This window comes from Pseudomonas sp. rhizo66 (genome assembly GCF_031931925.1).
Classification (GTDB): Bacteria; Pseudomonadota; Gammaproteobacteria; order Pseudomonadales; family Pseudomonadaceae; genus Aquipseudomonas.
The window spans coordinates 132,960-148,010 of the sequence record NZ_JAUJWZ010000017.1 but is presented as its reverse complement, the minus strand read 5'-3'; the positions used below and the strand labels follow the sequence as shown (position 1 = coordinate 148,010).

Genomic DNA, 15,051 nt, shown 5'->3' with positions numbered 1-15,051 from the left:
CAAGGGTATTTTTGAGCTGACAAAATCAATGTAGGAGCTGCCGAAGGCTGCGATCTTTTGATCTTGTTTTTTAAGAGCAAAATCAAAAGATCGTCCGATCGCGGCCCGAGCCTTCGGCAGCTCCTACAGTGGATTCCTATACATCAGGTGTTGCGTGATTCCTCTTCCAGTTGGTCGGATTCGAACAACCGCGCCAGTTCCGCCCGGGCTTCCTGGGCGGTTTGCAGGACTTTCGCCGCGTCGTCGTAGACCGCGTGTTGCGCCTCCAGCACCTGTTCGTCGTGGTGCTTGAAGCGCTTGATCCGCGCATCGGCCTGGGCCTGGGTCAAACCGAGGCCGACCAAGGTGCGCCGGCTCATTTCCAGGCTGGAGTAATAGGTCTCACGAATCGCCTCAGCGCCAACATCGACCAAGCGGTGCACATGCTGACGGTTACGCGCCCGGGCGATGATCTTCATGTGCGGATACAGCTTGCGCACCACTTCGGCGGTCTTGATGTTGGTCTCCGGATCGTCCGTGGCAATCACGAAATATTCCGCCTCACCGGCCTTTGCCGCATGGAGGATTTCCGCGCGCATCGGGTCGCCGTAGAACACCGGCACACCGCCGAAACTGCGCGACAGCTCAATGGTTTCCACCGAGGTGTCCAGCGCGACAAATTTGATGTTCTGCGCCCGCAGGATCCGCGCCACGATCTGGCCCATCCGGCCCATGCCGGCGATCACCACACGCGGGGTGTCAGTGTCGATCTGACGGAATTTTTCCGGCACTTCCACCGGCTGCACTTTCGGGCTGACCAGCCGCGCGCAGATCAACAGCAGTAACGGCGTGACCGCCATCGACAGGGTAATGGTCAGCACCAGCAAGTCGTACAGACGCGGCTCGAACAGGCCCTGATCGCGACCGATCTTGAACACCACGAAGGCGAACTCACCACCGGCCGCCAATACGATACCGAGGCGAATCGCACTGACCTTGTTCAAGCCACCGGCCAGACGCCCGACGACAAACAGCAGCGGCAATTTCAAACCGATCAGCAACAGCGTCAGCCCCAACACAGTAATCGGCGCACTCAGCAGCAAGCTGAGGTTGGCGCCCATGCCGACGCTGATAAAAAACAGCCCGAGCAGCAGGCCTTTGAACGGCTCGATCTGCGCTTCCAGTTCATGGCGATATTCCGAATCCGCCAACAGCAGGCCAGCGAGAAACGCCCCCAGCGCCATCGACACACCGACCAGATCCATCAGCCACGCGGTGCCGATCACCACCAACAACGCCGTGGCCGTCGACACTTCCGGCAGACCGGTTTTCGCCACCACGCGAAACACCGGACGCAGCAGATAACGTCCACCGACCACCACCACGGCGATGCCGCCGAGCACTTGCAAGGCGTGATTCAGACTCTCGGCGTTGCTGGTGGCGTGCGCGCCACCGGCGAGCATCGGCACCAGGGCGATCAACGGGATCGCGGCGATGTCCTGAAACAACAGAATCGCAAACGCGAGACGACCATGAGGGCTGGTCAGTTCTTTGCGTTCAGCCAGGCTTTGCAGACCGAATGCCGTCGAGGACAGCGCCAGACCAAGGCCAAGCACAATCGCACTGTTCAGCGGTTGGCCAAACACCGATAAGGCCAGCACGCCAATCACTGAAGCCGTCAGCAGTACCTGCGCCAGACCGACGCCGAACACCGATTTGCGCATCACCCACAAACGTCGTGGCGACAACTCAAGACCGATTATGAACAGCAGCAACACCACACCGAGTTCGGAAATGTGCGCGACGCTTTGCGGGTTGCCGATCAGGCCCAAAACCGACGGGCCGATGATCACCCCGGCGAACAGGTAACCGAGCACGGCACCCAGTTGCAGACGTTTGGCCAAAGGCACGGTGAGCACGGCCGCGAACAGAAAGACGACGGCGGCTTGCAACAGATTGCCTTCATGGGGCATGGGGGGGTACTCCTGACAACGGTACGGCGGGGGTGACAAGGATAAGGGCTACAGCGACTTTTCATCCACCGAAGATCCCCTGTAGGAGCTGTCCAGTGCAACGAGGCTGCGATCTTTTGATCTTGCTTTTGCCTTCGAAGAATCAAGATCAAAAGATCGCAGCCTGCGGCAGCTCCTACAGGGGATCTTCATGTGGTCTGTAATAAGTTGCATCAATTGGTTACATTTATAACCTCTGCAAATCAATCCTCCGAGTCCCGCCATGGCCATCAACTTCGACCTCAACGACCTGCAAGCTTTTCGCGCCGTGGTCGAGCAGGGCAGTTTTCGCAAGGCCGCCGACACCGTGCGCCTGTCGCAACCGGCGTTGAGCCGGCGCATCGAAAAGCTCGAAGACGCTCTCGGCGTCAAACTCTTCGAACGCACCACGCGCAAGGTCAGCCTGACCCAGGCCGGGCGCGGTTTCATGCCCAGTGTCGAGCGTTTGCTCGATGATCTCGATGTCGCATTGCTCGGCATCAGCGAAGTCGCATCGACGCGTTTGGGCCACGTCACCGTTGCCTGCGTGCCTTCGGCGGCGTACTACTTCATGCCTCGCGTGGTCGCGCGCTATCACCAGCAGTTTCCGCGGATCAAAGTCAAAGTGCTCGACTCCAGCGCGCACGATGTCTTGAGTGCGGTGGTCAATGGCGAGGCGGATTTCGGCTTGAGTTTTCTCGGCACGCAGGATGCCAAAGTCGAGTTCGAACCGCTTGTGCAGGAGTGCTACGTCGTCGCTTGTCGCCGCGATCACCCGCTGGCGGGGCGCAGCAGCGTGAGCTGGGACGAGTTCTATCGGCAGGATTACATCTCGCTGGACAAGACCTCCGGCAATCGCTTTCTGCTCGATCAGGCGTTGAGCAGCGTGGCGCCGCAGCGCCCGAGCATCTGCGAAACCCGGCATGTGACGACGATGATCGGTCTGGTGGAGGCGGGGTTGGGCGTGGCGGCGGTGCCGCTGATGGCGATGCCGGGGCCGGATCATCCGATCCTGACGCGGGTGCCGCTGACCGATCCGCAAGTGATGCGCAGTGTCGGCATCATCAAGCGCCGGGGTCGGACGTTGACCCCGGCGGCATTGGAACTGGAGCGGCTGGTGGTGGAAATGAAAGTCCAGCCGCCTACGATCAGCGCTTGACCGAGTCCAGCCCTGTGGCCTGCACATCAGCTTGCGCGGCAGGTGCGGCGAGGTAAGCGAGCAGCGCTTTGGCTTCTTCAGGATGCTGCGCACCGACCGGAATCCCGGCGGCAAAACGCGTTACCGACTGCACCGACTCCGGAATCTTCGCCACAAAACTCACGCCCGGCACCGGCAGCAATTCGCTGACCTGCTGGAAGCCCAATTGATAGTCGCCGGTGGCAACCACTGAGGCGACCGGGATTTTCGGAATCATTTTGGACTTCGGTTTCAACTGCTCTTCGATGCCCAGTTTCTTGAACAATTGCTGCTCGATGTACACGCCGCTGGCGCTGTCGGAGTAGGCCACGGACTGCGCGTCGAGCAGGGTTTTTTTCAGGCCGTCGACGCTGCTGATGTCCGGTTTCGGCGCGCCTTCGCGCACCACCAGGCCGATCCGCGAATCGGCCAGCTCAACGCGCGAGGCCGGGTCGACTTTGCCTTGCTTGATCAGGTCATCGAGGGCGTAGCCGACCATGATCACCACGTCGGCGTGTTCACCGCGGGCGAGGCGATTGGGGATCGCCTCGGGGGCTTTGCCCATCGATGGGCCAAGGCTGGTGGTCAGGGTGTTGCCGCTGGCGGCAGCGAATTTCGGCCCGAGAATCTTGTAGGCGGCAGTGAAACCCCCGGAGGTCATCACGCTCAATTCTTCGGCCTGGGCCGCGAGGTTGAACGCAAGACCGGCGAGCAGGGCGGAGACAGTAAACAGTTTTTTCATGGCGAGTTTTCCTCAGGCCGCGACAGGTTGCAGACGACCACCGGCACGGCGGTACAGATAAAGAGTGGCGCACAAAGCGCAGAGCGCGCCGATGCTCATCCAGTAACCCGGTGCGGCTTTGTCGCCGGTGTACTGAATCAGGAAGGTCGACATCGCCGGGGTGAAACCACCGAAAATCGCCGTGGCCAGGCTGTAGGCGAGAGAGAAACCGGCAACGCGCACTTCCACCGGCATGATCTCGGTCAGCGCCGGAATCATCGCGCCGTTGTACAGGCCGTAGATAAACGACAGCCACAACAGCGACAGCAGCATGTGGCTGAAGCTTGGCGCCTGCACCAGGTACGACAGCGCCGGGTAGGTGGTGGCCAGGGCCAGCAGCGACATGGCGATCAGCACCGGGCGACGGCCGATACGGTCAGACAACAGGCCGCCAATCGGCAGCCAGAAGAAGTTCGACACACCGACCAGCAGGGTCACCAGCAGTGCATCGGAGGTGCTCAGGTGCAGCACGGTTTTGCCGAAGGTCGGCGCGTACACGGTGATCAGGTAAAACGCGGTGGTGGTCAGCGCGACCATCAACATGCCGCCGAGTACCACGCCCCAGTTCTGACCGAGGGTGCGGAACACTTCGCCCATGCTCGGGCGGTGTTTGCGTGCGGCGAACTCTTCGGTTTCCGCCAGGTTGCGGCGCAGGAAAAAGATGAATGGCACGATCATGCAGCCGACGAAAAACGGAATCCGCCAGCCCCAATCGGCCACCACATCCGGCGCCATCCACTGGTTCAGCCCGTAGCCCAGCGCGGCAGCGACAATGATCGCGACTTGCTGACTGGCCGACTGCCAAGCAGTGAAGAAACCTTTGCGACCCGGCGTGGCGATCTCGGCGAGATACACCGACACACCGCCCAGTTCCGCGCCGGCCGAGAAGCCTTGCAGCAAGCGCCCGATCAACACCAGTGCGGGTGCAAGCAGGCCGATGCTTTCGTAACCGGGCACCAACACAATCAAGATCGTGCCGCTGGCCATGATCGACAGCGTGACGATCAAACCTTTGCGCCGCCCGACATCATCGATGTACGCACCGAGCACGATGGCGCCCAACGGACGCATCAAGAAGCCTGCGCCGAACACCGCAAAGGTCATCATCAGGGAGGCGAACTCACTGCTCGCCGGGAAGAACACTGCCGCGATCTGCGTGGCATAGAAGCCGAACAGGAAGAAATCGAACTGTTCGAGGAAGTTGCCCGAGGTCACCCGGAAAATGGCGCCGGCCCGCGAGCCGCTGTAAGGGATTGAGGCTGTCATAGAAAAGTACTCCACCGCTTTTATGACGTGCGCGACGGGAGGGCGGCGCACGGTTTTTATTGAGGTGGATGGTGGCGCAGATGTAACAATCTGTTAATTGCATTGTTGGCATGGATTGATGTGCAAAGTGGATCAATCCGTCTATGCCGATACCGCAGACCATTGTGGGGGCGAGCCTGCTCGCGAAAGCGGTGGCCCAAGCAATGAAGATGTCGAATGTGCCGACGCCATCGCTGGCAAGCCAGCTCCCACATTTTCTACGGTGTGCCTACTGATTTTGCCGACACCACAAAACCTTGTGGGAGCTGGCTTGCCAGCGATAGCGGTTTGTCAGGCAATGAGATGTTGAATGTGCAGGCCCCATCGCTGGCAAGCCAGCTCCCACAGTTTCATCGGTGTGCCCACTGTTCCTGCAACACCACAAAACCTTGTGGGAGCTGGCTTGCCAGCGATGGCGGTTTGTCAGGCAATGAGATGTTGAATGTGCAGGCCCCATCGCTGGCAAGCCAGCTCCCACAGTTTCATCGGTGTGCCTACTGTTCCTGCAACACCAACAAACCCTGTGGGAGCTGGCTTGCCAGCGATAGCGGCCTCACAGACAACTACAATCCCCAGCCAGCACAGGCAAAAAAACAAGGAATGTTTCCCGAACCCGGCAGTCCGAGTTCAGGTAGCACACATCTCAGGAGGTTCACCGATGAACAGCAAAACCCTAATCGCCAGCCTGGCCCTCGTCGCCGGCATTGCCGGGATCAGCCCACTTGTTCAAGCGGCGCAAACCTCAAATGAACAAGCCGTCCAATCCCCAACCAGCGACCGCGAATTGAAGGTCAACGACCGTGCGCCTGAAATGTATCAGCGCAAGGACAAGGCCCTGCAAAACTGGAAAGCCAAAGGTCTGAAAGCACCGATCGACCAGGCGCAGTGGGTGCAGATCAACGACAAGTACGTGATGGTGATGATCACCAACGGTACGATTGTCGAGATGAAACCGGTCGAGCGTTAAGAGCGGATCTCAAAGCCCTGCGCCTGCACCCGCGCGGGGCTTTCTCCACCCAATCGATACTGATTATTACCACTGCGCTTGGCCTCATACATCGCCAGATCGGCGATGTGCAGCAAGCGATCCATCGCCGTCGCATGATCCGGAAACACCGCCACCCCAAGGCTGGTGCCGATGTGGCGCTGGTCGTTGCCGATGCTGATCGGTGGCGACAGTTCGATGAAGATTTTCTGGCAGATGCTGCGAGCTTCGTCCTGCAAACTCAGGCCTGGGGCCAGGTCTTGCAGGATCACCACGAACTCATCGCCGCCAATGCGCGCGACGGTATCGGTGGCGCGCAGGATGCGTTTCAGCCTAGTGGCCGTGGTGATCAGCACCCGGTCGCCGGCGGCATGGCCGTAGCGGTCGTTGATGGTTTTGAAACCGTTGAGGTCGACGAATACCAGCGCCACGCGAGTGTTGGTTTGCCGGGCGTGATCCAGTGCTTCGGACAGGCGCTGTTCCAGCACCAGGCGATTGGGCAGGCCGGTCAGCGGATCGAAGTGGGCGAGGTGTTGCAGGTAGCTGGCCGAGGCTTTTTCTTCGGTGATGTCGCGCACCACACCCATCATTTTGACCACCGCGTCGTGGTCGTTGCGCACCACGTTGCCGGTTTCCCGTAGCCAGCGAATTGTGCCGTCGGGCCACACCACGCGGTATTCCTCATCGTGGTTTTCGCCAGTCTCCAGGCAACGCAGTTCGCCCTCGCGCACCTTGGTGCGGTCGTCGGGATGGACACAAGAACAGAACAACGCATAGGACGGCGTGATCTCGCCGATCTTGAAGCCGAACATGCCGTAAATCGCATCCGACCAGTACAGCCGATCCGTGTCGACTTCCCAGTCCCAGGTGCCAATGCGCGCAAAGTACTGGCTGCGCTTGAAGCGCTCGACGTCGCCGTCCTGATGAATGCGCTGACCGTCGGTGGCCCGCGTCAGCAGATCCCGGTACTGCGCAAGCTGCCTGCGCAAATCGCGTTCGCGCCACAGCAGCAGGGCTATGATGGCGAGCAAGATCGCGCCCACGGCAAGGCTGATCCAGAACAGAGTCATTCGGGCTTTGCCAGCATGGAGGATTGATCCGAGAAGTAGTGGCGGTTGGCTATGTTAATGCTTCAATGCTCGGTTCGGATACCACGTTGATCTGCGCGGACAGGTTGCCAATCCCCGGCATTTCTGGGAAAACGGCGGCCGGCTGAACAATAGAGTGAATGTTATGAATGATGAACTGCAGGTAATCGATCTTCAGGTCGGCGAAGGCAAAGCCGCCGTCAAAGGCGCGCTGATCACCACCCAATACACCGGATGGCTGGAAGACGGCAGCGAGTTCGATTCTTCCTACAGCCGTGGCAAACCTTTTCAGTGTGTGATTGGCACCGGGCGGGTGATCAAGGGTTGGGATCAAGGTTTGATGGGGATGCAAGTGGGTGGCAAGCGTAAATTGCTGGTGCCGGCGCATTTGGGGTATGGCGAGCGGACGATGGGCAAGATCCCGCCGAATTCGAATCTGGTGTTTGAGATTGAGTTGTTGGAAGTGCTGACGCGGGAGGATTGAGGTAGGGGACGTCGATTTGGATGAAGTCCGTTACTTCATCCGAATGCCGTCAGGGTGAATCAGGTGAATACGTCTATATCGTCAAGCGTGTCTTCGATGATCCCTTGCAGTGAAGGATGCGTTTGCCTGGCTGATTCGAGTGCCGCAAAAACTGTTTCAGTATCCACTTCGCCATGTCGGCGAGCGATGTGCCCGAGTGCAGTAGCCGCAGCGGCCACAATTGCTTCGGTTTTGCTGGTGAGGTATTTCAGGCAGATGTCCTGCGCCCAGTTTCGATCGGTTTCATTCAGGCCAATGGATACGAGTGCGGCGATTACGTTTGCATCCGTGTCACTGGCAAGGAGTCTTATGGCCTCGTCATGGCTTATGGATGGGTCTTGATAGATGAGGCTCACTTTGTATCTCCCAGGACTCTGCCTTTGTTGTCTACTTTTTTAGCCTTGATCAGCGCATTTTTCATATCTTGGTGAAGTTTATCCCATGGCCTTACGTGGCCGTGGTAGACATCTCCACCCGTGCGATCGAAGACGACTAGCTCATTTGTTTCTGGATCAATTCCGATTCTACGTGGTGATGTAGGTTTGACCTGAACCGAGTTTTCTAGCGCTTCCTGACCATTGGTTGGTCCTTTACTTTTTATGGATGTATCTGTTTTGCCGTGGTAACTGGCTGCATCGAACTCAAGCGCCAAAACAATGTAAAGGGGTTTAATTCCCGAGTTTGGAGGAAAAACAAGGATGAAATCTCGGTACTCAGGCGGGTAAGCCGGATTAACGATGATCTTGTCTGCTTGCTCAGTCGGCGGGTAAATCCAGATCTGGGGTATTTGCGGTGCGCCTTCCAGCGGTGGAATTTTCGATGTACCGCTGGTGTCTACGGCGGGAGTCCAAATCAGTGTTGCCCCATTGCCGAAATCTGCGACTTGCTGGGTGCCTCGCTTCACGAACCGTACGACAGGAATCATCTCCCAATCGCTGCGCGTCTGGGTGTTGTACCCATATCCTTTCAAGGTGCCGTCTGCCTGTTGTTCTAAACGCAATCGGACACGAGTGCGACCTTTCTCAAGCGATTTAAGTTGTTCTACTGTGTATAGCGAACTGTCGCCCAAGCTCGAAGGCCAAAGTAGAGCAACCATGCCGAGCAATGCACCAGCGACAACACCTCCCGTCACTGCACTTGCACCACTCACTGCACTTGCGCCTGGGCTTGCAGTGGTAGTCGTAGTTAATAAAAGCGTTCCTGCCGCAGCTGGAAAATTACGGCCTCCTACTTTTTTCAGCGGGATGTTGCCAGCAGTGTCTCGTTCGCGGCCGCCCAACAAAGACAACTCTCCAAAATCAGCCAACTTCTCGACCGGAATAAATCCGGTACTACTGACATGGTTGATTACACCATCCGGAAGTTGGCAGCTTTTAGCGAACACGCAACCTTTTGCATCGGGCATAGGCTGTTGTGGCTGTTTGATTTGGCTATTTTCGTAGGCTTGCTGTCTGGCAAGCATGTCGTCATAGGCGGTTTGTCTAGCTTCCCGCTCTGCCAACTCGCTGTCGGTCATGTAGCGGCTAGTGATGTGGTGTCCGTCACCGGCCGGTGGATTTTGAACCCGAGGTCTGTCTGTCGCGCCATGAGCGTCCTTGTTCTATCGTCAGAAAACGATGCGGACGCTAAATGAATGGGTATTTGATAGATGTAGGAACGGTCTGAAATTGCGACCGTTGTTACAAGTGTAAAAAATGAGGATTGATGTTTAAAAGGTACGCCAACTCGCTCGGGCCTTCCTATGGTCTGGTTTTCAGATATTTGTTAGCAGAAAGAAAGCCATCGCGAGCAGGCTCACTCCTACAGTTGATCGCGGATGCTCATGGGATTTGAGTGCACCGCAGATCCAGTGTGGGAGCGAGCCTGCTCGCGAAGAGCGATCACGCGGTCAATCAGGCTGCGTGCGCCATCTCGGCCAGTGTGTCGGCCACGGTTTTTTGCAGTGAGGGGAACCGGCGGGTCACGCGGCGCAGTGCGGGTAGCACGGCGTCGATTTCCAATTCATCGAGTTGGGGAAGGACGGTGACGGCGGAGGCGACGATGGTTTCACGTTCGCTTTCGAAGAGCACCAGGCAGGCGTTCTGTGCCCAGCGTCCGTCCCGTTCGTTGAAGCCCATGGCCACCAGTGCCGCGACGACTTGTGCATCTGTTTTGTCGGACATGGTTATTGCCTCAGGGCGGGTTCGATTTTGTCGAGGGCGCGGTTGACCGCGAGTTCGCCTAGCATGACCACTTGCTGGATGCCGAGCACGGTGTTGCGGTAGGGCGAGTCGAGCAGCGCGGCGAAGTCGCTGAGCATGACGCTGGCCGAGGCCATGGATTCGCAGGCGTGGGCCATGAGGTCTTCGGCGCCTGTGTTGGGGTCGACGAGGAACATGGTGCTGGGTCTGCGTGGTGGCGCTGGGGGTGTGGGTTTCAGGTAATGATCGAGGGCGCGCTCGGCGGCTTCGTGGAGTTTTCTGGAGCCCGGTGTGGAATAGGGGGACGTTGGATTTGGATCGATTTCCGCTTCTTTTTCAGGTGGATTCGGCGTTACTTTGAACATAGTGTAGGTTTCCAAATTGATGCCGACACCACCTCGCGACTAAACGAAAAGGTGGCAGCTGTACGCAGGTTAGTCGACCGGTAAACCCACCAAAACCGGCGCACCCGAAGGCGCCCTGCGCACAGCTACCATTGAGTGAGGTATCGAAATACCTACTGTCTGGAACGTTGTGCAGTTCAAGTAGATTACCGAGCGACTAAACCCGATCACTGAACATTCAGTGACGCGAACCAAGTTACCGGCAGCCCCCAAGCCGCACAAGCCGGCGGATTCTGGCGTAGTTGTAGGCAAAGGCGCAAGGCGCTGTAGCCTCGTGTCTGATGTCTAAATGATGCTGCGTTTGACTGGACGCCTTCGCGAGCAGGCTCGCTCCCACCTTTGAAATGCGTACCCCTGTGGGAGCGAGCCTGCTCGCGAAGGCGCCTTCAAAATCACCTTAGGATTCAACCCTCACACCCCGCCCAAACCGTTCCCGATACACCGACGGCGGCACGCCTACCACACCGCGAAACGCCACACGAAAACTCTCCACCGACCGATACCCGCAACGCTCGGCAATCTGCTCGGTGTTATGCGGCGTACTCTCCAGCAACTCCCGCGCCCGCGCCAACCGTTCATGCTGCAACCACGCCTTGGGCGACTGCCCACTGGCCTCGGTAAAACGCCGCAGAAACGTGCGCTCACTCATCGCCGCTTCGCTGGCCAGATCACGCACTTCCAGCGGTTCATGCAAACGCTCACGCGCCCACTGCATCACCCGTGACAGATCATTGCGCGGCGTCGGGCTGACCGGTGTCGGAATGAACTGCGCCTGACCGCCAGTACGCTGCGGCGACATCACCAGGCGCCGCGCCACCGAGTTGGCGACTTGCGTACCGAAGTCCCGCGCCACCAGATGCAGGCAAGCATCGATCCCGGCCGCGCTGCCGGCTGAGGTGATCAACTGACCGGAATCGACATAAAGCACATCCGGATCGACCGCAATCGCCGGGAAGCGCTGCGCCAGTTCCGCCGTGTATCGCCAATGAGTGGTGGCGCCGTGGCCGTCGAGCAGGCCGGTGGCCGCCAGCACAAATACACCGGAGCAGATCGACAGCAGCCGCGCACCCCGGGCATGGGCCTGGCACAGCGCGTCGATCAATGCTGGAGGCACCGCCGCGTTGCGATCGCGCCAGCCAGGAATAATGATGGTGCGCGCTTCGGCCAACAATTCCAGACCGCCATCGGCCAGCACCTGAATCCCGCCCAGGGCGCGCATCGGGCCTTGATCGACCGCCGCAATGGCGTGGGTGTACCACGGGAAATCGAACTCCGGCCGGGTCAGGCCAAAGACCTCCACGGCGATGCCGAACTCGAATGTGCAGAGGCCGTCGTAGGCCAGAATCGCGACCATACCTGGTGATGTCGGCATTTGGCGGAAAATTCCCGGTGAGTGTCTTGTACGCCACTGTAGCCGCAAGCGGCCGCTCGATAAAGTCTGCTCATACCCGTTCAGACAAAGGAGCAACACCCATGACCAGCCTCGTTCGCGACATCCCTGCCGCTCCGTCGGCGATCGCCCTGATGCACTTCAGCAATCGTCTGACCTTCGAAACCGATTGTTCCGACGTCTTCAGCAGCCAAGAGGCCGGCGAGATCGATTTTGTCCTGGTCGACGTGCGCGGTCCTCTGGCCTTTGAGCGCGGGCATGTGCCGGGGGCGATCAATATTCCGAACCGTTTGCTGACGGCGGCGGAGCTGGCCAGCTACCCGAAAACCTCGCTGTTCGTGGTCTATTGCGCCGGCCCGCACTGCAACGGCGCGAACAAGGCGGCGGTGAAACTGGCGGCGCTGGGTTACCCGGTCAAGGAGATGATCGGCGGCGTTACCGGATGGCTGGATGAAGGTTTTCAACTGAGCGTTGAGCAAGCCGCCAAAACCGCCATCGGCTGCGAATGCTGATCCTCATGTAGGAGCTGCCCCAGGCTGCGATCTTTTGATCTTGATATTTAAAAAGTCAGATCAAAAGATCGCAGCCTGCGGCAGCTCCTACAGGGAAATCAGCGTTTTTCTGCTCTGGAAATGCTCTTGTCCTACAGCTTTTGCACCACGACGGCGCACCCGTTGACCCCGGTCAATCGATGCGCCGATCTTTCGTAAGTATTTGTCGCTTAAAAACAATTTACCCTGTGCGCGCCGCCATAGACTGCCGGCCACTTCGGTTTTTATAGCCATTTGGCCATGACCGAACGCTGAATCGAAAGCTGCCAATAAAAGCCTCCGCACGGGAGTAATAAATGAAAAAGCTAGTGATGTTCGGTGCCCTGGCACTGTCGATGTTGTCCTTGACCGCTGTGGCCGAAGACGCCAAGCCGATCCGCATCGGTATCGAAGCCGGGTACCCGCCATTCTCGATGAAAACCCCTGAAGGCAAACTCACCGGTTTCGACGTCGATATCGGCGATGCGCTGTGCGCGCAGATGAAAGTCAAATGCACCTGGGTCGAGCAAGAGTTCGACGGCCTGATCCCGGCACTGAAAGTGAAGAAAATCGACGCGATTCTGTCGTCGATGACCATCACCGACGACCGCAAAAAGAACGTCGATTTCACTATCAAGTACTACCACACCCCGGCGCGCTTCGTGATGAAGGAAGGCTCCGGTGTCAAAGACCCGCTGACCGAGCTTAAAGGCAAGAAAGTCGGTGTGCTGCGTGCCAGTACCCATGACCGTTACGCCACCGAAGTACTGGTGCCGGCCGGTATCGACCTGGTGCGTTACGGCTCGCAACAGGAAGCCAACCTCGACATGGTTTCCGGGCGTATCGACGCGATGCTGGCCGACTCGGTCAACCTCAGCGACGGTTTCCTGAAAACCGACGCCGGTAAAGGCTTCGAATTTGTTGGCCCAACCTATGAAGACGCCAAGTACTTCGGCGGCGGCGCCGGCATTGCGGTGCGCAAGGGCGATACCGCGCTGGCTGAGCAGTTCAACAAAGCCATCACCGAAATCCGCGCCAATGGCGAGTACAAGAAAGTCCAGGACAAGTACTTCGACTTTGATGTGTACGGCCATTAATACGCCGTAGAAAAAAGTGGCCCCGTTTGCGCGGTGGCCACTTTTTTTGCGCCCATGATTTATCCTGTTTCACACATTTCCCATGTAGGAGCTGCCGAAGGCTGCGATCTTTTGACTTTGCTTGTGAAAAACAAGATCAAAAGATCGCAGCCTTCGGCAGCTCCTACAGAAACATCGGAGTTTTCCCATGCAACGCATCGACCATGTTCTGCCCTGGAGCCATTTGGGCAGCGAGCGCTCGCTCAGCGTGTTCCGCTACGGCGCGGGCACCCGCAAGGTGTACATCCAGGCCAGCCTGCACGCCGATGAACTGCCGGGCATGCGCACCGCGTGGGAACTCAAGCAGCGCCTCAATGCGCTGGAACAGCAAGGCCGGTTGCAGGGCGTGATCGAGCTGGTGCCAGTGGCCAACCCGATCGGCCTCGATCAACACGTGCAAGGTGCGCACATGGGCCGCTTCGAACTGGGCAGCGGCAAGAACTTCAACCGCGCTTTTGTCGAACTCAGCGCGCCGGTTGGAGCGTTGATCGGTGAGCGTCTAGGCACGGATGCCGAGGCCAACGTCGCGCTGATCCGCCAGGCCATGGGCCAGGTTTTCGATGAATTGCCGGCACCGGCCTCGCAACTGGAAGCGTTGCATCGTCTACTGTTGCGCCATGCCTGCGATGCCGACATCACTCTCGATCTGCATTGTGATTTCGACGCGGCGATTCATCTGTACGCGCTGCCGCAGCACTGGCCACAGTGGCAATCATTGGCGGCACGTCTGAAGGCCGGCGTGGCGCTGCTGTGTGAAGATTCCGGCGGCAGTTCGTTTGATGAGTCCTGCTCGACGCCGTGGCTGCGTCTGGCGCGGGCGTTCCCGCACGCCGCGATTCCGGCGGCGAACCTGGCGACCACGCTGGAACTGGGCAGCATGGGCGACACCCGCGTCGATCAGGCGCAGGCCAATTGTGAGGCGATTCTGGGCTTCCTCGCCGAGCAGGGTTTCATCAGCGGCGAATGGCCGGCGGCGCCGAGCGAGTGCTGCGAAGGCCTGCCGTTCGAGGGCACCGAATACCTGTTCGCGCCGCACCATGGCGTGGTGAGTTTCCTGCGCAATGCCGGCGAGTGGGTGGAGCAGGGCGATGCGTTGTTCGAAGTGGTCGATCCATTGCAGGATCGCGTGACCACTGTGCGCGCCGGCACCAGTGGCGTGCTGTTTGCGCTTGATCGCGGGCGTTATACCGAGCCCGGGATCTGGCAGGCGAAAGTGGCGGGGCGGGTGGCGTTTCGGACAGGAAAATTGACCAACGACTGACAGATCTTCGTCGGATTCGCGGGCCCTTTCGCGAGCAGGCTCGCTCCCACCCTGGACATGCATTCCCCTGTGGGAGCGAGCCTGCTCGCGAAGGGGCTATCAGCAAACCCAATTTATAGACCTTCATTGGGGCTACTGGCCTCATCGCTGGCAAGCCAGCTCCCACAGTGATTGAAGGTGTTCACAAATATTGCGTTCACACAAATCCTGTGGGAGCTGGCTTGCCAGCGATGGCGGCATCAGCAGCACCACCGAATTTGGATCCTCGCCGCAGGATGTTAGGCTCCCCCCGAACCCGACACTCTGTGAAAGGAAGGCTCT

The 15,051-nt window shown here is 58.7% G+C and carries 16 protein-coding genes; 6 read left to right on the top strand and 10 right to left on the bottom strand.

Annotated elements, in window-relative coordinates; translation table 11 throughout:
- Positions 1–143 precede the first annotated feature (143 nt).
- On the bottom strand, positions 144–1,952 hold the full coding sequence (locus tag QZR14_RS20435; RefSeq protein WP_311997583.1) for a monovalent cation:proton antiporter-2 (CPA2) family protein: 1,809 nt from the start codon (positions 1,950–1,952) through the stop codon (positions 144–146).
- A 262-nt stretch (positions 1,953–2,214) separates the two neighbouring features.
- On the opposite strand from QZR14_RS20435, the gene QZR14_RS20430 reads away from it, so the two are divergent.
- Positions 2,215–3,129, top strand: a complete 915-nt coding sequence (locus tag QZR14_RS20430) for a LysR family transcriptional regulator (protein ID WP_123450668.1) — start codon at positions 2,215–2,217, stop codon at positions 3,127–3,129.
- Here QZR14_RS20430 and QZR14_RS20425 read toward each other — a convergent pair.
- Together QZR14_RS20425 and QZR14_RS20420 are read right to left on the bottom strand one after the other, a co-directional pair.
- On the bottom strand, positions 3,119–3,889 hold the full coding sequence (locus QZR14_RS20425) for a substrate-binding domain-containing protein (protein WP_311997582.1): 771 nt from the start codon (positions 3,887–3,889) through the stop codon (positions 3,119–3,121). The genes QZR14_RS20430 and QZR14_RS20425 overlap by 11 nt on opposite strands.
- A 12-nt stretch (positions 3,890–3,901) precedes the next feature.
- The gene (locus QZR14_RS20420; RefSeq protein ID WP_311997581.1) at positions 3,902–5,194 is read right to left on the bottom strand and encodes an MFS transporter; all 1,293 of its coding nucleotides are present in this window, start codon (positions 5,192–5,194) and stop codon (positions 3,902–3,904) included.
- Positions 5,195–5,891: 697 nt separating this feature from the next.
- Between QZR14_RS20420 and QZR14_RS20415 the strand changes: the two genes are divergently transcribed.
- Entirely contained in the window at positions 5,892–6,200 is a 309-nt protein-coding gene (locus tag QZR14_RS20415) for an RcnB family protein (protein ID WP_250604327.1), read from the top strand.
- On the opposite strand, the gene QZR14_RS20410 is transcribed toward QZR14_RS20415, so the two are convergent.
- The gene (locus tag QZR14_RS20410; protein WP_311997580.1) at positions 6,197–7,288 is read right to left on the bottom strand and encodes a sensor domain-containing diguanylate cyclase; all 1,092 of its coding nucleotides are present in this window, start codon (positions 7,286–7,288) and stop codon (positions 6,197–6,199) included. The two genes, QZR14_RS20415 and QZR14_RS20410, sit on opposite strands and share 4 nt — an antisense overlap.
- Positions 7,289–7,451: 163 nt before the next feature.
- Between QZR14_RS20410 and QZR14_RS20405 the strand changes: the two genes are divergently transcribed.
- Positions 7,452–7,790 carry an FKBP-type peptidyl-prolyl cis-trans isomerase gene (locus tag QZR14_RS20405; protein ID WP_053121462.1) on the top strand — a complete coding sequence of 113 codons (339 nt, stop codon included), beginning with the start codon at positions 7,452–7,454 and terminating at the stop codon, positions 7,788–7,790.
- A 59-nt stretch (positions 7,791–7,849) separates the two neighbouring features.
- On the opposite strand, the gene QZR14_RS20400 is transcribed toward QZR14_RS20405, so the two are convergent.
- From QZR14_RS20400 to ftrA, 5 genes are all read right to left on the bottom strand, one after another.
- The gene (locus QZR14_RS20400; RefSeq protein WP_311997579.1) at positions 7,850–8,185 is read right to left on the bottom strand and encodes a hypothetical protein; all 336 of its coding nucleotides are present in this window, start codon (positions 8,183–8,185) and stop codon (positions 7,850–7,852) included.
- A complete protein-coding gene (locus QZR14_RS20395; RefSeq protein WP_311997578.1) occupies positions 8,182–9,345 on the bottom strand; it encodes an S-type pyocin domain-containing protein in 1,164 nt (387 codons plus the stop codon). Before QZR14_RS20395 ends, QZR14_RS20400 begins: the two co-directional genes overlap by 4 nt.
- Before the next feature lie 376 nt (positions 9,346–9,721).
- On the bottom strand, positions 9,722–9,991 hold the full coding sequence (locus QZR14_RS20390; RefSeq protein WP_311997577.1) for a hypothetical protein: 270 nt from the start codon (positions 9,989–9,991) through the stop codon (positions 9,722–9,724).
- A gap of 2 nt (positions 9,992–9,993) precedes the next feature.
- Positions 9,994–10,374 carry a DUF6124 family protein gene (locus QZR14_RS20385; RefSeq protein ID WP_311997576.1) on the bottom strand — a complete coding sequence of 127 codons (381 nt, stop codon included), beginning with the start codon at positions 10,372–10,374 and terminating at the stop codon, positions 9,994–9,996.
- Positions 10,375–10,810: 436 nt separating this feature from the next.
- On the bottom strand, positions 10,811–11,785 hold the full coding sequence (gene ftrA / locus QZR14_RS20380; protein WP_311997575.1) for a transcriptional regulator FtrA: 975 nt from the start codon (positions 11,783–11,785) through the stop codon (positions 10,811–10,813).
- A gap of 101 nt (positions 11,786–11,886) precedes the next feature.
- Between ftrA and QZR14_RS20375 the strand changes: the two genes are divergently transcribed.
- Entirely contained in the window at positions 11,887–12,315 is a 429-nt protein-coding gene (locus tag QZR14_RS20375; protein WP_311997574.1) for a rhodanese-like domain-containing protein, read from the top strand.
- Positions 12,316–12,402: 87 nt separating this feature from the next.
- Here the strand turns inward: QZR14_RS20375 and QZR14_RS20370 are convergent, their stop codons facing one another.
- Positions 12,403–12,624: a hypothetical protein gene (locus QZR14_RS20370; protein ID WP_311997573.1), complete on the bottom strand. Its 222-nt coding sequence runs from the start codon at positions 12,622–12,624 to the stop codon at positions 12,403–12,405.
- 26 nt (positions 12,625–12,650) lie between these two features.
- Here QZR14_RS20370 and QZR14_RS20365 point away from each other — a divergent pair, with 26 nt between their 5' ends.
- Both QZR14_RS20365 and QZR14_RS20360 read left to right on the top strand, forming a co-directional pair.
- Positions 12,651–13,430, top strand: coding sequence for an ABC transporter substrate-binding protein (locus tag QZR14_RS20365; RefSeq protein ID WP_311997572.1), 780 nt, complete (start codon positions 12,651–12,653; stop codon positions 13,428–13,430).
- A 187-nt stretch (positions 13,431–13,617) separates the two neighbouring features.
- The gene (locus QZR14_RS20360; RefSeq protein WP_311997571.1) at positions 13,618–14,730 is read left to right on the top strand and encodes a M14 family metallopeptidase; all 1,113 of its coding nucleotides are present in this window, start codon (positions 13,618–13,620) and stop codon (positions 14,728–14,730) included.
- Positions 14,731–15,051: the final 321 nt, after the last annotated feature.